The organism is Pseudarthrobacter sp. NIBRBAC000502770 (assembly GCF_006517815.1).
Taxonomy (GTDB): domain Bacteria; phylum Actinomycetota; class Actinomycetes; order Actinomycetales; family Micrococcaceae; genus Arthrobacter; species Arthrobacter niigatensis.
This window is the reverse complement of sequence record NZ_CP041198.1, coordinates 3,347,663-3,365,504: the sequence shown is the minus strand read 5'-3', so window position 1 is coordinate 3,365,504 and position 17,842 is coordinate 3,347,663. Positions and strand designations below refer to the sequence as shown.

The window sequence follows — 17,842 nt, the reverse complement described above, 5'->3', positions numbered from 1 at the left end:
CGTCCCAGTTCTCGAATCAGGGCCAAACCTTGGACCGGTGCCGGCAGCAGCCGGCTTATAGTTCCAGGGTTTGGCCCTTCGTCGTGCCTACAAGTCCGTGCAGGCCAGGATGCCGCCGCGCCCTTCGAGCACCGCTGCGCGGACGTGGCTGGGGCGCCTGCGCAGGTCCGGCGCCATGGTGCACCAACAGCGCGCGGCGCAAACGCATTTGCGCTGCGCGGATTCGCTGGCGCTACCGAAATATGGGCTGCGACAGCGAAGATGTGCGTCGAAAACCAGGATGCGAGTCGATAACGACGGGCTTACTCCTTGAACAGCCCCGCAAGGTCCTCGGCCGTGATGGCCCCGCCGGCCAGGGCGTCACCCTCCATGACGTCAGCGAACAGCTGCGACTTCCGGGTCTTCAGTGCCATGACCTTTTCCTCGATGGTGTCCTTGGCCACGAGCCGGTACACCATCACGTTCCGGGCCTGCCCGATCCGGTGGGTCCGGTCCACGGCCTGGGCCTCGGACGCCGGGTTCCACCAGGGGTCCAGCAGGAAGACGTAATCGGCCTCCGTGAGGTTCAGGCCGAACCCGCCGGCCTTGAGCGAAATCAGGAACACCGGCGCGCTGCCGTTCTTGAACTCGCTGACAACGTCGGCACGGTTCCGGGTTCCGCCGTCGAGGTAGCAGTACTCGATCTCCTCCTGGTCCAGCCGCTCGCGGACCTTCCCCAGGAACCCGGTGAACTGGCTGAAGATCAGCGCCCGGTGCCCCTCGGCCACCAGGTCCTCGAGCTGCTCAAACAGTACATCCAGCTTCGAGGACCGCACCGCGGACAAGGCAGGATCCACCAGGGACACATCCAGGCTGAGCTGCCGCAGCAGGGTCAGCGACTGGAAAATGGTGAACCGGTTCTTGTTGACGTCCTCGATCAGCCCCAGGATCTTCTGCCGCTCACGCTGCAGGTGGGTCTGGTACACCTTCTGGTGCCGCGGGTTGAGCACCACCTCAAGGACCTGCTCCTGCTTGGGCGGCAGGTCCTTGATCACCTGGTCCTTGGTGCGCCGCATCATCAGCGGCCGGACCCGGCGCCGGAGCTTCTCCAGCTGCCCCTTGTCGCCGTTCTTTTCCACCGGCTTCTGGTAATACTCGGCAAAGCGCTTGGGGCTGGAGAACAGCCCGGGAGCGACGATGGATGTCAGGGCCCAGAACTCCATCAGGTTGTTCTCCAGCGGGGTGCCGGTGATGGCCAGCTTGAACGCCGCCGGCAGCTTGCGGGCGCACTGGTAGGCCTTGGACTGGTGGTTCTTCACGAACTGCGCCTCGTCCAGGACCAGCCCGTTCCACGTCCGCATGGCGTAGGCCTCGTAGTCGATGCGGAACAGCGCGTACGAGGTGATCACGACGTCGGCCCCGCCCAGTGCCTCCGCAACGTCCTGCCCGCTCTTCCCGAAGGTCTCGCCGACGGTCCGGACGGTGAGGCCAGGGGCGAAGCGGGCGGCTTCCAGCGCCCAGTTGCCCACCACGCTGGTGGGCGCCACCACCAGGAAGGGCGCGACGGCGGCGGGCCCGCCACCGGAGCTGGCGGCAGCACCGCCGTCGGACGTTTCCAGGGACGAGGCAGCCGCTGCCGCAAGGTCTTTCGCCGCGCACATCAGCGCCAGCGCCTGGACGGTTTTGCCCAGGCCCATGTCGTCCGCCAGGATGCCGCCCAGCCCGTGCTTGTAGAGGAAGCTCAGCCAGTTGAACCCCTCCAGCTGGTAAGGCCGCAGCTCCGCGTTCAGCGTGGCAGGCAGCGGCAGCCCGTCGGTGCCGCCCTCCAGGAGGCCGCCGACGGCGGACCGCCAGGCCGCTGCCTGTTCGTCGACAATCCCCAGCTGTGCCAGCTCGTCCCAGAGGCCGGCCTGGAACCTGCTGATCTGCAGTGGAGCATCCTTGTTGTCCTGCAGCGATCTGGCTTCTTCGATCAAAGCCCGCAACTGGTGCAGTTCCGGCAGGTCCAGGGAGAAATAGGCTCCGCTGGGCAGCAGCATCCTGGTTTGGCCGGCCGCCAGCGCGGAGAACACGGCAGCGAAGGAGACGGGCTGGCCTTCCAGCGAAATCTGGATGCCCAGGTCGAACCAGTCACGCTGCTCGGTGGCCTTGGTGGAGATGGACACCACGGGAGCTTCCCCGGCCTCCCGGTAGTCCGCGATGTCACCCACGGCTTCCACGTCAACGTCCGGCGCTTCCCACAGCCGGGGCAGTACCTCCTCGGTGAACGCCAGCGTGTCCAGTCCCGTCAGTTCGGCGGATGCCGCAAGCCGCGGAGTGCCCCAGCCGCCCGTGGCTGATTCACCCAGGGCAGGGACCACGTCCCATGGCTGGCCGATGCCCTCCAGGATGCGCGCCTCGGCGGTGTCGTCACGGTAACCGTGATCGCCGGGGTGACGCCACAAGGGCTGCGCCGTGACCAGCGTCCCGGTCTTGTAGTGCCACTCCCAATGCAGCCGTACCCGGTGGTCAGCACCATAGTTGGCCAGCAGGGAAAGGGTGGGGACGGCCAGTTCGGGCAGTTCCACGGACTCGTCGCGCGCCGTTACCCGGGCCGCCTGCTTCAGTTTCGGGTAGAACCCGGTCAGGAAGCGGGATTCGTCCCTGGCGGGGATATGCAGCATGCTGCCCGCGGTGACGAACGCCAGCAGCTCCTCGCTCAGCCCGTTTTCCAGCGGCGCCAGCGTGATGGTGCCGTTGGGGTCCGGCACGCCCGGCAGCGAGGCTTCCCCCGAGGTAAAGAACAACCCGTGCGCCGGCCGGCCGATCGTTCCCACGGATGCCGGATCAACCTCCGCGCCCTCAACCGTGATGGTGGGCGACAGCTCCAGCCCGCCGTCGGACGCATCTGTTTTTGCCGCGGCGGCTTCTTCGTCGGGTCCAGCCACCGGTGCCCCGTACCGGCTCAGGGAAAGCCCGACGACGGCGGGGGCTTCAGTGATGCGGACAGGCTCTGTGCCGCGCGAGTGGACCAGCGCGAGCCCGATCTTCCGTGCCTCGGACAGCAGGCTCCACAGGTTCCTGCCGGCATAAGAGTTCAGGCTTAGCCACAGGCCGGCGGAGTTGTGCATCCGGCTCGCGGAGGAGGAATGGCCGGCCAGGAACTCCTGCAGCCAGTCCACGTGCGCCTGGTTGGATTCCCGCCGGAAGTTCAGGTAGCTCAGGGTGTTCCAGGAAACATCGCCGCGGATCCATTTGCCCTTGGCGCCCATGATGACCGGCCGGACCTTGAGCTGGCGGACGCCGCGCACCGGGTCCCGGCGGCCGGTGTAGGAGAAATGCGGCGGGGGTTCCTCCACTTCGAACTGCAGGGCGAGGGGAACCCCGGCGGTGGAGGGGGTGGCACCGGGCCGGGAGATCAGGGGGCTGAGGGCCTGCTCCCAGTCGGAGAGGGCCGCGGCCGGCGCACGGGACACCTGGGCGGAGGTGGACGGCGCCAGCAACTGCACCCGGATGGCGGGGTTGTCCTCGGCCGCGAACAGCAGGGCCGCCACATGCTTGCAGTCCTTGCGGACCGGGCAGCTGCACACACCGACGGTGCAGCTCCAGCCGCCGGCTTTCCGGACCAGCTTGGCGGTGGTGGAGTACGGAACGTCCGCCCCGCCCCGGACCTTTCCCAGCATCAGCCCCGTGCCGCCGTCGAACGATATGCCCGAGACCCTGCTTGCCATGGCATACGCCAGCCCGGCCGCCAGCGAGCGGTCGTTGATTGCAGGTGTCTGTATTGCCAGGTCCGCACTTTCGTCCGGTTGGGATGGCATGGTGGGGGCTACTTTCGGCAGGCCACGGCGGAGCCGGGTCCGGTGGGAGGTTATCTGATCCATCTTAGTTCGCCCGGGGGCGCCCCCACGCCGCCGGGCTTCCTTCCGTGCCGGTCCCGAAAACTTCGCTTGACGTTCATTTCGTTCCCGGTGTTGCCGTGAACCGGCCGTCGTAGCGTGAAAGCGTCCGGAGCAAAACCGCCGCCCAGCAAGGATCGCCATGACCATCACGCACCAGCCCGTCGTCCTGACCAGCAGCAGCATCGGAGGCAGGGACGAGGAAGTGGTGGAGGCCAACGCTGCCATCATCGACGCCATGCGCAAGGCCATGCTGCGGCTGGAGGACATGTCGCCGGTGGCCGTCCGCAGCTGCCTGGTGGATTTCTACCTGTCCCAGGCCCTGGAGGGAGGCTTCGCGCAGTACGCCGTTATGGCCGGTGGCCGGATCGCCACCGACCCGCTGGTCCGCGAAGGCATGGCAGGGATGGGCGCAGCCGCCCACCTGGACCTCTTCAACCGCGCCGCGGAGGCCTACGCCGTGCTGACCGACGGAACGGCAGCGTCCTACCTGGCCGGTGGCACCGATGACACCGGTGCGGTCAACCGCGCCGTCCTCCGCATCGAGGAGCTCGACGGCGAGTTCGAGGAACTGCTGGAACACGAGAACATCACCTCGCTTAACGCCCGCTGGCTGCGCGGCCAGCCGGACCTGCTGGTGCTCGACGACGAGGAAGTGGGTCCGTACATCCAGCGCCTTGCCGCCATGGCCCTTGAGGACGCCGGCACGGGGTCGGTTCGCAGCGGCGCAGCGAACCATCTCTAGCGGGTCCGCCGGCCGCCGGGCTTGCCGGCGGTGGGGACAGGAAAAAGAAATCCACCGCACCCGTAACCTTTCCGCAACCACGGGCGATGTAGTCAGTGATGGGTCCGCCCGGCGGGCCCAGTCCTATGTGTTGTCTAGGTTTTGGAGAAGTAAATGTCTGTATTCACCGTTCTCGCCACCAGCAAAGTCGCCGCCGGAGTCCTGGCCGCCGGAACCCTGGCAGTAGGCGGAACCGGCGCCGCAGCCGTCTCCGGTGCCCTTCCCACTCAGGCCCAGCAGACTGCGCACGAGCTCTTTGGTGCGCCTGCCCCCAAGCTTTCAGCCGAAGCAGCCGCTGATGCCCAGGCCACCCCGGCCCCCACCGCCACCTCGGCAGTGTCCGACGCCCTGAAGACCGCCGACGGCACCGCGGAAGCCACCGCCAAGGCAACGGCCACGGCTGGCGCTTCCGACGAAAAGGCCAGCGCTGATGTAACCGGTTCCGCAACGGCCAACACCGCCGTGGACGCGGCCGGCCCTGCAGCCCTGGGCCTCTGCACCGCCTTCACCCACGGCGGCCTGGACGCTTCCTCCAAGGCGTTCTCCTCGCTGTCCATCGCTGCCAAGGGTGACGCCAACATCAAGAGCTATTGCGCCGACGTCGTGGCTAAGGCCGACGCCGCAGCCAAGGCCGGTGCCGAGGGCAACGGTTCCGTCTCCGTTGACGCCGCAAAGCCGGAGGTCCCCGCCGCTCCTGCAGTGCCGGCCGTTCCGGCCGTCCCGGGGGTAGACGGCGCCAAGGCCGTTCCCGCTGTTCCTGCCGTTCCCGCCGTGGGTGGCAACACCGTCCACACGCCGTCGGTTTCGGCCCGCTAAGGCGCATTGGCTAGTCTGGACTGCGGCTGCGGCCGCAGTCCGGGCAGCCGGGCGGGTACGCGCGCCGCTGGAAAAGCTTGAAGGAGCGCCCCTGGCAGACCTGCCGCGAGGCAGCCGGAATACCACGGGGATTGGCAGCCCGAACCGGAAACCGGGATAAGGCAAGGGCCTGATCCCGGGATGGAGGAGCCGCTGGTGCTGGACACTTTGGCCCAAGAAGAGATCGACATATTCGACAACGCAGCCGGAACTGATCCGGCCGTGTTGTTCGCTGCTGCCTATCGAACCTTCGCGGGCCCGGTGCAGGGGTACCTTAAAGCGCGCGGACTGGATGATCCCGAGGCTGTGACCCAGGACGTCTTCATGGCTTTCTACCCGCGGACCGGCACCCTCACCGGTGGACTGCAGGGCGCAAAGTCCCTGATCTTCTCAATCGCCCACGCCCGCATGGTGGACCACTACCGCCGGCAGGAGCGCAGGCCTCAGTTGACGCCCTACGACCCCCAGCTTGATGCCCGGACCACCCCGTCCGCGGAGGACCACGCGGTGGAACTGACGGCCGGTGCCGAAGCCATGCTGGAAGGCCTCAGCGAAGAACACCAGGAGGTCCTGGCCCTTCGCGTCGTTGCGGACCTGTCCATCGAGCAGGTAGCCGCCATCATGGGCAAGAGCACCGGAGCCATCAAGCAGCTCCAGCGCCGGGCCCTCCATAACCTCAAGGCACAAACGCTCAAGAGAAACCAGGCACATCATGAGTGATACCGCAGGATCCCGGAACGACGGTGCCGTTGACCAGCTTCTGCTGGAGGCAGGCATGGGCGGCGACGGCCAGCTCCGCGACGCACTGCTCCATCTTCGCGCCCTGGCGGCCGAGGCCCCGGCGCCTTCTGCCGACATCGCGGCGCTGATGGCTGGCCCCTCGGCAGCCACCACCCCGGTGTTTCCGGTGGGCGCGGCAGCCACCACCACGCTTCCCGCTGCCGGGCAGCCGGCTGACCAACTGGCCGCCCGCCGCAGGGCCAAGCGCCGCATCACACTCACCACGCTCTCCGTGGCTGCCTCGCTTGCGGCCGGCGGCGCGGTTGCCGCCGCCTCCGACCAGGGATTCCGGGACTCCATCTCCCAGCTGAACCACGCCGTCACCTCATTCGTGGCAGGCTCAACCGCGGCCCCCGCCGGCAATGACGGCAAGCAGCTTCCGGTTCCCGCGCCGGCAGCGCCGCGGCCTTCGGCAACCAGCAGCGCGGATGCCGTCCCACCGGCACCCGCGCCCGCTTCTGCACCTGCCGCCGCGGCGCCGTCGAGCGTTCCAACACGGCAGGGAACCATGCCCGCCCACGGAACGCCCTCGCAGAAGCCTGCGGAGGTCCCGGCTTCGCCGGCGCTGCCCACCGAAGTGCCGGGAGACGTCCGGAAGGGGCTGGAACAGGGCCCTAAAGTGCCCGTTCCGCTGCCCACCGACATCCCGCTCCCGGGCAAGGCCGCGGACGTTCCGCTGAAGTAGGCCCCGCCGGGCGGATCCTGCCGGGCTAGTAGCCTTGTCCGGCCGATTTGATCATGGCGCCTGACGGATCGGACAAGTACCAGACGCCGCCCACACCCTGGCCCAAAGTGTCGCCCGGCTTGGTGTCCTTCGCGAAGTAGTAGAGGGGCATGCCGTTCAACGTCACCTGCTTCTTGCCGTCAGGCGTGGTGATGGTGCCCAGTTTCCCGGTGACTCCTTCTGCCGTGGGGGATCCCAAAGTGGTGGTGAGCGGAGGCCATTGGACCAGGCAGGAACCAGTGCAGGCGCTGGTGCCGGAGTCCTTGGTGTCCTTGGTGAAGAAGTAGAGGCTCATTCCCTTCGCATCCACCACAATGCTTCCTGCCGCCGAGGACGCTGCCTTAAGGTCGACGGCGGAACTTGCCTGCGATGACGACGCCGACGTTCCGGAGGGGCTGGCGGAGGACGTCCCGGAGGAAGTTCCTGCTGAACTGGTGGCGCCGCCCGTGGCCGGGCTGGAGGCCGCCGGCGTGGTCCCGGTGCTGCTGCCGCAGCCGGTGAGGGCTGCCGCCAGAACCAGGATGGCAAGGCCTGCCCCGAGATGGTGTTTCATGGTGTGCTCCTTGGATGTTCTTGCGTGGCTGTGTGCGTTCTGGGGTGTGGCGCTTCGCGGGGCGCCCGGCGCTGGATCACTGCGCTAACCCCTACGACGCCTCCGGGTGAAGAATGGTTCACAGGCAGGCTGCCGCGCCGGGTAGGTGAACCTTTTCCTGCTTTCCGTCGTGGTAACAGCCGGGAGCGCAGGATGCCGTGGTGTTGGCAGTGACGGGAGGAGCGGGATGCCGCTCGACGACAACGTGGTGGAGGCCATCTACCGTGAACATGGCAGCGCCCTGCGCCGCTTCGTGCTCAGCGCCACCAGGGATCCGCAGCTCGCGGAGGACGTGGTCCAGGAAACGGTGCTCCGCGTCTGGCAGCACGCCCCGGAGGTCAACGGCAGCTTCCGCAGTTACTTGTACCGCACAGCCAGGAACATCATGATCGACAATTACCGCCGGAGCCAGCGCCGCCCCCATGAGGCGCTGGAAAGCAGCCTGACCGAACCCGCAGAGGTGATGGGCCGCGTTGACGAGCTGCTGAACCGGGTCCTGATGGAGGAGGCCCTGCTCCGGTTGAGCAAGGAACACCGGGACGTCCTGGTGGCCCTCCATTACCGCAGGTTCACCGTCAACGAGGCGGCTGTCCAACTCAGCATCCCCAGCGGCACCGTCAAGTCCCGCGCCTTCTACGCGCTCCGGGCTTTGCGCACCATCCTGGACGAGATGGGGGTGGAACGGTGACTCACAACCCGCACCACCTGCTGGGCGCCTACGTGCTGGGCGGCCTCGACGCCGCCGACCTCAGCCTTTTCGAAGCACACCTCCAGGGCTGCGCCGCCTGCCGCAAAGAGCTTGCCGTGCTGGAGAAGGTCCCAATGCTCCTCGATGCCCTCCCCGTCCCCGACGCCGTGGCGCTCACCGCCGCGCCCGGCGGCGGGGAGGGCGCTGACCCCGGCGCCCCGGCGCGCCTGTTCAGCGAGCTGGCGCACCGTCGCCGCTCGTTACGACGGCGGTGGGTGGCGTTGGCAGGTGCCGTTGCCGCTGCCTGCCTGGCGGTGGGCCTGGCTGTGGGGCCGCTGCTCGCCAGGCCGCCGCAGCCGGATGCCACTTACTCCGTGGCCTCCGGCGGAGGGCTCCAGGTGAACATCGACATGGCCCGGAAGACCTGGGGGACTGAGCTGGCGGTCAGCGGCAGCAGCCTGCCGGAGGAAGGGACGCTCTCGCTGTGGGTGCGCGACCGGGCCGGCGCGGAGGACCGGGCCTGCGCCTGGACCGCCACCCCCAGCGGGAAGGTTAAGGTCACCGGTGCCACACCCATCCAGCTGGGCAGCATCTCCAGCGTCGAACTGCGCGACGGCGCCCAGCGGGCCGTGGCGGTCATAACCGTTCCCTAGGGTTGCGGGCCGGGGCCAGGGTGGTGGTGTCCCCGGTCTGTTCCCAACGCACGGAATTCCGCTACCAGGCCCTCATCCTCGCAGGCGCGGGCGAAGGCGGCGATCCGCCGTTCAATCTCGTAGCCCAGCAGCCGGCTGCCGATCCGCTCCATAATGGGCCGCAGCAACGCCGGGCGGCAGGAAAACGTGTACTTCCAGACGGCCCGGGTGCCGTCGTCGTCCGCGGTGAACCGCCAGCCGCCGCCGAAGTTCGTGAAAAACCATGGGCCGGACACCATGGTCATTCCTACGTTCCCGGGCGGCGCATAGGAGACATACTGGCTCACCATGGCCAGCCCAAGGCGCGACCTGGTGCGGGTCCGGACGCCCTTTCCCGGCGCCCGCGCTCCGTCAAGGAAGCCCTGCGAGGAAATGAAGGGGTCCCACTTGAGACGGAAGTCCCCGGTGGTTTGGGAGAAGGCGAACGCCGTCTCGGGGTCGATGCGGATCAAGCGTTCGGCGCGTACCTGGGGCATGCCCCAACCTAACCACGCCGGCGCCCGCTACTTGGTCATTTTCGCCAACCGTGCGCGCATGATCATGTACGCCCCGTAGCAAATCAGCCCGGCTCCCACCGCTGCCAGCAGGTAGGGGCCCATTGGCTGGTCACGGAGGGCCCGCAGGCCGCCGTCCAGGCCGGTGGAATCCTCCGGATGCCGCTTGAGCGTGGCGACGGCGATCAGCAGGCCTGCCAGCAGGAGTACTGTTCCCTTCGCCAGGTAACCTGCCACGCCCAGTGCCGTGACGGCGGTCCTGGCCGGCCCCGGAGCCGGCATCCGCAGTTGCTTCTGGAAAGACTTCTTCGGTCCCCGGATGCCGTAGACCACACCCGTCACGGCAACCGCCACACCGATCAGGACCAGCAGGGCAACGCCGCCCGGGGCCTGCATCATCGATACGGTGAAGTCGCTCGCGGCCTTGCGGTTGTCGCCGCCGTTTCCAGCGCCCGTGAGGAAGTGCCAGAGGGTCAGGGCAAGGACGGCGTATACGATCGCCTGCAAGGTGGCCTTGGCCTTGTTCTTCACCTTGGTCTTGGTGGCCTGATGGTTGAAGTCGAAGATCGCGTCCCCTGCCTGCCAGAGCGACAACGCGGCGCAGGCGGCGAAGCTGCCCCACAGCAGGAACGGGCCCACGGGCATGGTGGCGAGTTCCGCTACCGCACCGCTGAAGTCCGCATTTCCGGTTCCGCCCACCGCGAGCCGGATGGAAATGGCGCCCACCAGGAGGTGGAGGATGCCGCTGGCCGCAAACCCGGACCGGGCGAAAATCTCAAGGACGCGCGAATTGGTGACGTCCTCGGCCTTGTCAACGGCCTGTTTCAGTTCTTCTTTGATCGTCTTTCCTTTTGGACGGCGCGGTAGTGCGCTGGTTTGCGTGCCCTTCTTGTAAGGGCAATCGTGCCACGCCGCGGGGTCCCGGAACAGTTGGTTCCAGGCCGGCGATGGGGAGGGATCCCCATCGCCGCGATTCCGTACCTGTGCAACCATGAGGACCAGCGATCGACAGGCACCGCACTCTTTTCCGGGGGAAACCATGACTTTTTACGGCGCAGACATCAGCCAGCTGCGGGCGCTGGCCAAGGCCGCCGACCAGGCAGCGACACTGCTGGGCAGCCGCGCCGGGTCACTGCACAGCCAGATCCAATCCGCGCCGTGGAAGGGCCGGGACGGTGAACGATTCCGCCAGGAGTGGAGCGCCAGCCACCGTCCCAGCCTGGACAAGGTGGTGGCCAGCCTGCGGGAAAACTCCAAAATCCTGATGAAGCATGCCGACGAGCAGGAGAAGGCTTCCACCACGGGAAGTGGCGGTTCCGGCGGCAGCACGTGGGACCGGATCACCTCCATGGCGGAGCAGGCGAGGGAGTGGTTCAAGGAACGGGCCGAAGAAGCCAAGGCAGCGGCCGGGCACCGCCGCGAGCTCGCGGCCGGACTGGACAGCATGGTCAACGCCAGCCCGGAAGAGCAGGCAAAGTGGTGGGCCGGCCTGTCCGACGCCGACAGGCAGTACCTGATCCAGGGCGAAGGCAGCGACGGCCCGTTTGCCGAAGACCTGATGCGCATGGACGGCGGCATCCCCGCGGCAGCCCAGGAACTGGCGAAGCGCCACCTGCAGGAACTGGCCAGGGCCGACATCCCGGTCTACACAGAAACAGGCAAGGCCTCCATCGAAGCCAGGGTTGCCTGGGTCCACGGCGGCGCCGAAGTGGGCACGGAGGTGGTGGAAAACGCCGACGGGTCCGCCACCATGAAGGTGTACGGAAACATGGGCCTGGGCGTCAATGACGCCTCCGGCACCGCGGGGGCAACACTCACCGGCGAGGTCTCCCGCGAGTACACGTTCGCCAGCGTGGAGGAAGCCATGGCCGCCCGCAAGCAGATGTACCACGACCTTCCGCCGGACAGCATCGGGGAGATCAAGGATGTGGCCGGCAACCCGCCCGGCTACATCCTGGACACCATCAATGACGCGGCGAAGGACAACGGTTCCACCGGCCAGACGGATAAGGCCAAGGGCACGTTCTCGCTGGATGCAACCGGTGAATCCGGCACGGTATCCGGCGGTGCGAAGCTCGACCTCGCCTACGAGCGGAACCTGACGGACGGCACCTCCACGGCCAGCGGCGAGGTTTCCGCCAACGGCCGGCTCAAGCTGGACGGCAGGGTTTTTGAGGCTTCCGGCAAGGGCGCCCTGGCGGTCAATATGGACAAGCACAACAACATCGATTCTGTCTCCGTCTCCATGGACGGGACCGTGGCCCAGGGCGTTACGTCCGGCCTGAAGACCGAGGGGGCGAAGTTCGATTCGACCGTGACCGCCGGGACCCAGGGCACCGTCAGGATCGACATCGATTACACGCCCGTGAACCGTCCCATCATCGACAGCTACCTGCACAACGTTGCCTTGGGAAATGACACCGGCGCGGCCCATGACGCGGCCCGGCTCTACGAGGCCGGCTCGGCCACCGTCCAGGTGAACTCGGTGCTGACTGCCAAGAATGAGGCGGGCATCGATGTGAAAGTGGGTGAGGTGGACATCAAGACCGAGAACCAGTCCACCACCAACGTGTCCACGTACTATAAAGTCCCCAACGACACCAAGCTCGAGAGGCTCTGAAACCCATGTCAGTGCACATCGAATCCCCGCTGGGCTTCACCGCGGACTTCCCCGAGCACACCCAGGTCCTGGACGACTCCACGGCCGGGCCCAACAGCGGGCAGTATGGCCTGCCGGGCGGTGTCCTGGTCACCGTCATCAAGGACGACACCTCCGTCCAGGACGCGCCGCAGGCCAACGGCTGGGCGCACCTGATGGCGGGCTACTACCTTGAGGACCGCGGCGGCACCCTCCTGGCGGAGGGCGAGCTGGACCTGCCGGGCAAGGCTGCATACGCCGTGGTGGCGGGGTACGACGACGGCGGCCCGGCCAAGGTGGCAGCCACAGTGGGCGTGTGGGAAAGCAACCGGTTCATCGGCGTCGTGGTCGTCTGGCCGTACCTGGACCCGGAAGCCGAACCGCGCCTGGACATGCTCAAGGAGATCGTGGCCGCCATCAACGTAGGCTAGCGGCATTCCCGGCGCCGCCGCTTAGCGGCGGCGGTAGCAGAGGTCGAAGATCAACCGGCCGGCCTCATGCGCCTTCGCCTCGAAGCTGGTCCTGATCCGGCCCTCGAAGCGGGGGGCCCAGCCGCCGGTCTCGTCCACGCCTTCGTTGGGCCCGGTGTGTTCCGTGCTCACCGGTGCACGTCCTTCCCGCACGGGTGCACCGCCCACCACCGCTTCGACACCGGACTGCCACACCTGCGTCAGGGGGCTTTCGGGGCCGCGGCGCTCGCCGGTGTGGAGGTTCTCGAAGTCTGCGGAGCCGGCCATGACATCGCGGACGTGGACTGCGTAGTTGGACCAGTCGGTGGCGATCCGGAACAGGCCGCCCGGCTTCAGCGCGCGGGCAGCGAGGCCGGCGAACTCCGGCTGGATGAGCCGGCGCTTGTGGTGCCGCGACTTGTGCCACGGGTCCGGGAAGAAGACCCACAATTCGCTGACCGAGCCTTCAGGCAGCATGGTGGCCAGAACTTCGGGCGCGTTCGCCTCCACCACGCGGACGTTGTCCAGGCCCCGGCTGTTGATCTTGATGATGGTGTTGGCCAGTCCCGGCGTGTAGACCTCCACGGCCAGGAAGTTGGTGCCGGGGTTCTGTTCCGCCGCGTGGCAAATGGCGTCGCCCAGGCCCGAACCGATCTCAACGATGAGCGGGGCGTCCCGGCCGAACTCAGCCGCGGCGTCAAAGGTGTAGTCGGGGTGGACCGAGGTGTTGGCCACGTGCCGGGGCACGTCCACGGCCCACCGTTCGGCGTGTTCCTCCCAGGCTGCCTGCCGGCGGCCCTGGAGACGGGTGCCGCGGCGCACGAAACTGACCGGGCGGCCGCCGTATGTGCCGAAGGAGGCCTGGGTCCCCGGTGTCACGGGCCTGGGGACATGCGGCTGCTGGGGGTTTTCAGGGGATTCACTCATCCCTTCCAGAATAGCGCCGCAGGAACAGCGCGGGCGGGCACGCGGGACGGGCTGGATTCGGCGGAAACCTCCTGCCGCGAAAATGCAGGCTAATGCATCATCAGTATGAGACTTGTCGAGAGCAAGAGTCCGATCACAAACACCACGCCCGACACACACAGTGAGGCTGTCGACATGCCCTTGGCGAACCCTTGCTGTTTCGCGTCCCGAATCACCGCGATGGCCAAACCCGTGGAGATCGACCCGAGGATCATAGGCAGGCTCCAAAGAACCAATGGCGCTACCCAGGGGAGCTTTGACGGACCGTTGTAGGGGAAGGTCAGCAGCAGCGCGAAGGCGGCGAGGGGGCGGGTGATCACCAGGCCCAGGGGTGCAAGGATGGCCAGGACAAGGCTCGCAATGGCTTTCCCGGGGCCCCGCATGGCGGTTGCCGGTCCTTGAACGGATGGCCCCCGCTCATCAACCGGGGCGGTTTCCTGTGAATTCATGGTGATCATCTACTTCCGGTCGGTCTGCCAGTGGGCAAGTATCAGTGGGCATGTATCAGGGGGCATGTATCAGTGGGCGCGGGCCGGACAAACCGGCGGCTTTCCCCCAACCTACGAACCTGCCTTGCGCGCCGGAAGCAGCGGCGTCCCGTATGTGGAAAACTCCGCGCCGCCCCCGCCTGCAAGAATGGGCCCATGACGGACGGAACGAATGCCGAGGCAAGGAAGCAGCGGCGAATGGCTGCCTTCGGGGACGCCCAGGGCGGGACCCGGACGGGCAGCAGTGTGGTGGACCTCAGCACCCTGGTGGACGCAGAAATCGATGAGCTGCCGGCGGCGGAACCCACCCGCGTGGGCAGCAGGCGCGCCCTCACCTACCTGGGCGTGTGCCTGGTCCTGATCGGCCTGAACCTGCGCAGCGTCTTTTCCAGCCTCTCCGCCGTCCTGCCGGAGGTGACCTCCCAGGCCGGGCTGCCCGGCTGGTCCGTGGTGGTGCTGACAACTGTTCCCGTGACGCTGCTGGGCGTCTTCGCGCCGCTCGCCCCGGTCCTGGCGCGCCGGTTCGGTGCGGAGCGGGTGCTGCTGGGCGCCATGGTGTTGCTGACCGCCGGGCTGCTGCTGCGGCCCGTGGACACCGGAACAGCAACGGGCGGGGGCGGCCACCTTCCTGCCCTCCTGGTAGGCACCGCGGCCTGCGGCGCCGCCATCGCCCTGTGCAACGTGCTCCTCCCGGGCCTGGTGAAACGCGACTTCCCGCACCGGCTGGGGCTCATGGGCGGGCTCTACACCACCGCCATCTGTGCCTCCGCCGCGCTTGGGGCCGGCTTCACCTACCCGGTGTACACAGCGACGGGGGAGTGGACCAAGGCACTGTGGGTCTGGGCGCTCCCCGCCGCCGTCGTGCTTCTCCTGTTCCTCCCCGTGGCCCTGCGTCAGGGTACGGTCAGGCACCAGGCGGTCAGGGACGGGATCAACGTCTGGCGCTCACCGGTCGCCTGGCAGGTCACCATCTTCATGGTGCTGCAGGCCATGATGTCCTTCAGCGGCTTCGCCTGGCTGGCGCCCATCCTCCGGGAGAGGGGCGTGGATGGCGCCACCGCCGGGCTGATCGTTGCCGTGTGCATCGTGCTGCAGATGCTGGGGTCCCTGTTCGCTCCCGCCCTCGCCGCAAGGTTCCGGGACCAGCGCGCCATCAACACGGTGGTAGCTCTGATGACCGGCGGGGGATTCGTGCTGAGCATCCTGGGCCCCCTCAACCTCATCTGGGTGTGGGCCGGCGTGCTCGGACTGGGGCAGGGAAGCCTCACCGCCGCGGCCCTGACCCTGATTATGCTCCGCACCCGCGACGGGCACACCGCAGCCCACCTCTCCGGCATGATGCAGGGTGTGGGCTACGGGGTCGGCTCCACGGGCACCCTCATGGTGGGCCAGCTCCACCAGGCAACGGGGTCCTTTGTTCCCGCCGGGATCCTGTTCACGGTGGTGGGCCTGCTCGCGGCCGTCTTCGGCTACCGGTCCGGCCGGAACCGGTTCGTGGAGTAGGGCCGGCCGTGCAGGACTCCACGCTCCCGGGAACCCGCGACGCCGCCGGAATCTTCCGGCCCCCGTACCTGTGGGTGACCGTGGGAACCTGCGCCCTGGTGTTCCTCGCCGCCTTCGAATCGCTTGCCGTGACCACCATCATGCCCCTGGTCAGCCGGGAGTTGAACGGCGGAAGCCTCTACGCGCTGGCCTTTGCTGGGCCCATGGCCACCGGCGTGATCGGCATGGTGGGGGCGGGAAACTGGTCTGACCGCCGGGGCCCCGCCTCACCGCTGTACGCCTCCGTGGCCCTGTTCGTGGCGGGCCTGCTGATCGCGGGGACTTCCGTGACCATGCCTCTGCTCGTCGCCGGCCGCCTGGTGCAGGGCCTCGGCGGCGGCGCCCTCACTGTTGCGCTCTACGTGCTCGTGGCGCGGTTCTTCCCGGGCCAGTTGCACGCCAGGATCTTCGCTGCCTTCTCGGCGGCCTGGGTGGTCCCGTCCCTGGTGGGGCCCTTCGCCGCCGGTGTGGTGGCCCAGGTCTTCAGCTGGCACTGGGTGTTCCTGGGCGTGGTGGGCCTGGTCATTCCGGCGCTGGCCATGATCGTCCCGGTGCTGCGCGGACTGGACGGCCCCGACGCGGACGGACAGCCGGCCGGAAACGGGCAGGCGGAAGAAACTGCGCCGCCGTGGGCCCTGGGCCGGCTGGGATGGGCGGCACTGGCCGCGCTCGCGGTGCTGGGGCTCAATCTTTCCGCGGACGCCGGCATCCCCGGCTTCCCGGCAGCCACGGCACTGCTGGCGCTCGCCGCCGTCGTCCTGGCCTTGGTGGCCGTGCGCCCCTTGGTGCCCCCAGGCACCCTCGCCGCCCGCCGCGGGCTGCCGAGCGTGATCCTGGCGCGCGGGCTCGCGTCGGCGTCGTTCTTCGGCGCCGAGGTCTACCTTCCGTATCTGCTGATCGACCAGTATTCGTTCCCGCCCACGCTGGCCGGGCTGACCCTCACCGGCGGCGCGCTCGCCTGGGCGGGGGCTGCCGCCGTCCAGGGCCGGATGGGCACGCGGCTGCCCCACCGCCGCGCCGTCCAGGCCGGATCGCTTATGGTCCTGGCCGCGATAACCCTGGCCCTGGCCACCACCGCGCTGCACTGGCCGGCCGCCACCGCCATCGCGGGCTGGGTGCTGGCAGGGGGCGGCATGGGCCTGCTCTACCCACGCCTCAGCGTGATGACCCTGGCGCTGTCCACCAAGGAGGACGAAGGCTTCAACAGCTCCGCCATGTCCATCTCCGACTCCCTGGGCGGGGCGTTGTCGCTGGCCACCACCGGGATTGTCTTCGCCGCGTTCACCACGCCGGCCCAGTCCTTCGCAGGAGTGTTCGCCTTCGCCGCAGCCATCGGGGTCGCGGCGGCAGTGGTGGCGCCCCGCGTCACCACCCCGGCTCCTCGGGCAGGTTAGGAGAGGCGGGTGGCGCGCAGGACGACGTCGGCGATGGTCGCTTCCTGCCCTTCCGGCCCCGTCACCGGGCGCTCCCGGCTGGTGAGGACCTCCACCTGCCACCCGGGCTCATCCAGTCCCAGTTCCTGCACCAGCTGGTCGCCCGTGTAGAACATGTCCAGGTGCTGGTGGTGGTCGTTGCCCCAGGGCGGAAGCCGGTCCGGGTGGTGGCCCACCACCAGCAGCGTTCCGCCTGCCTTGACGGCCGAGGCCGCTGCCCGCAGGGGGACCCGCCAGTCCAGTTCCTGGGAATGCAGGAACTGCGAGGTCACCAGGTCGTAGGAGTTCCCGGGGTGCCACTGCGTCAGGTCCGCCTGCTGCCAGGTGATCCGGCTTTCCAGGGTCCCGTTTGAGGCGTGCACGCTTTCCCGCGCCAGTTCGGCCAGTTCGTGCGAGCGGGCCCGTTCCAAGGCAACTGAGGAAACGTCGACGGCGGTCACGGACCAACCCTGCTGCGCCAGCCAGATGGCGTCGGCACCTTCGCCGCACCCCAGTTCCAAGGCCTTCCCGGGCCGGAGGCCCCTGGCCTCCCGGACCAGCTGCGGGTTCGGCTTTCCGCTCCACAGCCTTGCCTTGCTGCGGTACCGCTCGTCCCAGGCAGAAGCCGCGTCGATGCCGCCGCCAATACCGCCCAGGGCAGCCCCGCCGTCGTGCCTGTGCCCTTCGGGCTGTTGCGTGTCCTGGTGCTCGCTCATGGCTCAACACTGCCCCGCCAGGTCCCCGAAGGCAACGCCGACGACAGGTTCCCGGCGCGGGGATGCTAGACTGGAGGAACTTGATGTGCAGTGATGCCGCCTGCTCCGGATCTGGAGGTTCCTTTCCAGGGAGCGGGCTTTCTTCATGTGAGAGGCACATCCTGC

Annotated in this window: 17 protein-coding genes; 10 read left to right on the top strand and 7 right to left on the bottom strand. The window is 68.1% G+C overall.

Going from position 1 to position 17,842, the window contains the following annotated elements; translation table 11 throughout:
* Window positions 1–302: 302 nt before the first annotated feature.
* Window positions 303–3,779, bottom strand: a complete 3,477-nt coding sequence (locus NIBR502770_RS16125) for a DEAD/DEAH box helicase (RefSeq protein ID WP_141182614.1) — start codon at window positions 3,777–3,779, stop codon at window positions 303–305.
* A gap of 220 nt (window positions 3,780–3,999) precedes the next feature.
* Here NIBR502770_RS16125 and NIBR502770_RS16120 point away from each other — a divergent pair, with 220 nt between their 5' ends.
* The 4 genes from NIBR502770_RS16120 (at window position 4,000) to NIBR502770_RS16105 (ending at window position 6,961) form a co-directional block, all read left to right on the top strand.
* On the top strand, window positions 4,000–4,602 hold the full coding sequence (locus NIBR502770_RS16120; RefSeq protein WP_141182613.1) for a hypothetical protein: 603 nt from the start codon (window positions 4,000–4,002) through the stop codon (window positions 4,600–4,602).
* A gap of 153 nt (window positions 4,603–4,755) precedes the next feature.
* A complete protein-coding gene (locus NIBR502770_RS21260) occupies window positions 4,756–5,457 on the top strand; it encodes a protein tyrosine phosphatase (RefSeq protein WP_168223186.1) in 702 nt (233 codons plus the stop codon).
* A 180-nt stretch (window positions 5,458–5,637) separates the two neighbouring features.
* Window positions 5,638–6,216: an RNA polymerase sigma factor gene (locus NIBR502770_RS16110; protein WP_141182612.1), complete on the top strand. Its 579-nt coding sequence runs from the start codon at window positions 5,638–5,640 to the stop codon at window positions 6,214–6,216.
* Window positions 6,209–6,961: a hypothetical protein gene (locus NIBR502770_RS16105; RefSeq protein WP_141182611.1), complete on the top strand. Its 753-nt coding sequence runs from the start codon at window positions 6,209–6,211 to the stop codon at window positions 6,959–6,961. The genes NIBR502770_RS16110 and NIBR502770_RS16105 overlap by 8 nt, the downstream gene beginning before the upstream one ends.
* A gap of 25 nt (window positions 6,962–6,986) precedes the next feature.
* Here the strand turns inward: NIBR502770_RS16105 and NIBR502770_RS16100 are convergent, their stop codons facing one another.
* Window positions 6,987–7,553 (bottom strand): hypothetical protein, encoded by a 567-nt coding sequence (locus NIBR502770_RS16100; protein ID WP_141182610.1) that lies wholly within the window; start codon window positions 7,551–7,553, stop codon window positions 6,987–6,989.
* Window positions 7,554–7,779: 226 nt separating this feature from the next.
* Here NIBR502770_RS16100 and NIBR502770_RS16095 point away from each other — a divergent pair, with 226 nt between their 5' ends.
* Together NIBR502770_RS16095 and NIBR502770_RS16090 are read left to right on the top strand one after the other, a co-directional pair.
* Window positions 7,780–8,280: a sigma-70 family RNA polymerase sigma factor gene (locus NIBR502770_RS16095; protein ID WP_141159138.1), complete on the top strand. Its 501-nt coding sequence runs from the start codon at window positions 7,780–7,782 to the stop codon at window positions 8,278–8,280.
* Window positions 8,277–8,933: an anti-sigma factor gene (locus NIBR502770_RS16090; RefSeq protein WP_141182609.1), complete on the top strand. Its 657-nt coding sequence runs from the start codon at window positions 8,277–8,279 to the stop codon at window positions 8,931–8,933. The genes NIBR502770_RS16095 and NIBR502770_RS16090 overlap by 4 nt, the downstream gene beginning before the upstream one ends.
* Here NIBR502770_RS16090 and NIBR502770_RS16085 read toward each other — a convergent pair.
* Window positions 8,930–9,448: an SRPBCC family protein gene (locus tag NIBR502770_RS16085; RefSeq protein ID WP_141182608.1), complete on the bottom strand. Its 519-nt coding sequence runs from the start codon at window positions 9,446–9,448 to the stop codon at window positions 8,930–8,932. The two genes, NIBR502770_RS16090 and NIBR502770_RS16085, sit on opposite strands and share 4 nt — an antisense overlap.
* Window positions 9,449–9,475: 27 nt before the next feature.
* On the bottom strand, window positions 9,476–10,294 hold the full coding sequence (locus tag NIBR502770_RS16080) for a DUF1206 domain-containing protein (protein ID WP_141161454.1): 819 nt from the start codon (window positions 10,292–10,294) through the stop codon (window positions 9,476–9,478).
* 211 nt (window positions 10,295–10,505) lie between these two features.
* Between NIBR502770_RS16080 and NIBR502770_RS16075 the strand changes: the two genes are divergently transcribed.
* A complete protein-coding gene (locus NIBR502770_RS16075) occupies window positions 10,506–12,086 on the top strand; it encodes a hypothetical protein (protein WP_141182607.1) in 1,581 nt (526 codons plus the stop codon).
* 5 nt (window positions 12,087–12,091) lie between these two features.
* A complete protein-coding gene (locus NIBR502770_RS16070; protein ID WP_141182606.1) occupies window positions 12,092–12,535 on the top strand; it encodes a hypothetical protein in 444 nt (147 codons plus the stop codon).
* 21 nt (window positions 12,536–12,556) lie between these two features.
* On the opposite strand, the gene trmB is transcribed toward NIBR502770_RS16070, so the two are convergent.
* Together trmB and NIBR502770_RS16060 are read right to left on the bottom strand one after the other, a co-directional pair.
* Window positions 12,557–13,480, bottom strand: coding sequence for a tRNA (guanosine(46)-N7)-methyltransferase TrmB (trmB, locus tag NIBR502770_RS16065; protein WP_141159143.1), 924 nt, complete (start codon window positions 13,478–13,480; stop codon window positions 12,557–12,559).
* Window positions 13,481–13,569: 89 nt separating this feature from the next.
* On the bottom strand, window positions 13,570–13,977 hold the full coding sequence (locus tag NIBR502770_RS16060) for a hypothetical protein (protein ID WP_141182605.1): 408 nt from the start codon (window positions 13,975–13,977) through the stop codon (window positions 13,570–13,572).
* Between the two features lie 186 nt (window positions 13,978–14,163).
* Between NIBR502770_RS16060 and NIBR502770_RS16055 the strand changes: the two genes are divergently transcribed.
* On the top strand, window positions 14,164–15,510 hold the full coding sequence (locus tag NIBR502770_RS16055; protein ID WP_210418877.1) for an MFS transporter: 1,347 nt from the start codon (window positions 14,164–14,166) through the stop codon (window positions 15,508–15,510).
* Between the two features lie 8 nt (window positions 15,511–15,518).
* Window positions 15,519–16,943 (top strand): MFS transporter, encoded by a 1,425-nt coding sequence (locus tag NIBR502770_RS16050; protein WP_141182604.1) that lies wholly within the window; start codon window positions 15,519–15,521, stop codon window positions 16,941–16,943.
* On the opposite strand, the gene NIBR502770_RS16045 is transcribed toward NIBR502770_RS16050, so the two are convergent.
* Entirely contained in the window at window positions 16,940–17,677 is a 738-nt protein-coding gene (locus NIBR502770_RS16045) for a bifunctional 2-polyprenyl-6-hydroxyphenol methylase/3-demethylubiquinol 3-O-methyltransferase UbiG (RefSeq protein WP_141182603.1), read from the bottom strand. The two genes, NIBR502770_RS16050 and NIBR502770_RS16045, sit on opposite strands and share 4 nt — an antisense overlap.
* Window positions 17,678–17,842: the final 165 nt, after the last annotated feature.

Excerpts from the sequence above, each read along its gene's own strand:
- NIBR502770_RS16085 (WP_141182608.1), bottom strand. The coding sequence starts at position 9,448 with ATGCCCCAGGTACGCGCCGAACGCTTGATCCGCATCGACCCCGAGACG.
- NIBR502770_RS21260 (WP_168223186.1), top strand. The coding sequence starts at position 4,756 with ATGTCTGTATTCACCGTTCTCGCCACCAGCAAAGTCGCCGCCGGAGTC.
- NIBR502770_RS16070 (WP_141182606.1), top strand. The coding sequence starts at position 12,092 with ATGTCAGTGCACATCGAATCCCCGCTGGGCTTCACCGCGGACTTCCCC.
- NIBR502770_RS16075 (WP_141182607.1), top strand. The coding sequence starts at position 10,506 with ATGACTTTTTACGGCGCAGACATCAGCCAGCTGCGGGCGCTGGCCAAG.
- NIBR502770_RS16105 (WP_141182611.1), top strand. The coding sequence starts at position 6,209 with ATGAGTGATACCGCAGGATCCCGGAACGACGGTGCCGTTGACCAGCTT.
- NIBR502770_RS16055 (WP_210418877.1), top strand. The coding sequence starts at position 14,164 with ATGACGGACGGAACGAATGCCGAGGCAAGGAAGCAGCGGCGAATGGCT.
- NIBR502770_RS16110 (WP_141182612.1), top strand. The coding sequence starts at position 5,638 with ATGGAGGAGCCGCTGGTGCTGGACACTTTGGCCCAAGAAGAGATCGAC.
- trmB (WP_141159143.1), bottom strand. The coding sequence starts at position 13,480 with ATGAGTGAATCCCCTGAAAACCCCCAGCAGCCGCATGTCCCCAGGCCC.
- NIBR502770_RS16120 (WP_141182613.1), top strand. The coding sequence starts at position 4,000 with ATGACCATCACGCACCAGCCCGTCGTCCTGACCAGCAGCAGCATCGGA.
- NIBR502770_RS16060 (WP_141182605.1), bottom strand. The coding sequence starts at position 13,977 with ATGATCACCATGAATTCACAGGAAACCGCCCCGGTTGATGAGCGGGGG.
- NIBR502770_RS16095 (WP_141159138.1), top strand. The coding sequence starts at position 7,780 with ATGCCGCTCGACGACAACGTGGTGGAGGCCATCTACCGTGAACATGGC.
- NIBR502770_RS16100 (WP_141182610.1), bottom strand. The coding sequence starts at position 7,553 with ATGAAACACCATCTCGGGGCAGGCCTTGCCATCCTGGTTCTGGCGGCA.
- NIBR502770_RS16125 (WP_141182614.1), bottom strand. The coding sequence starts at position 3,779 with ATGCCATCCCAACCGGACGAAAGTGCGGACCTGGCAATACAGACACCT.
- NIBR502770_RS16045 (WP_141182603.1), bottom strand. The coding sequence starts at position 17,677 with ATGAGCGAGCACCAGGACACGCAACAGCCCGAAGGGCACAGGCACGAC.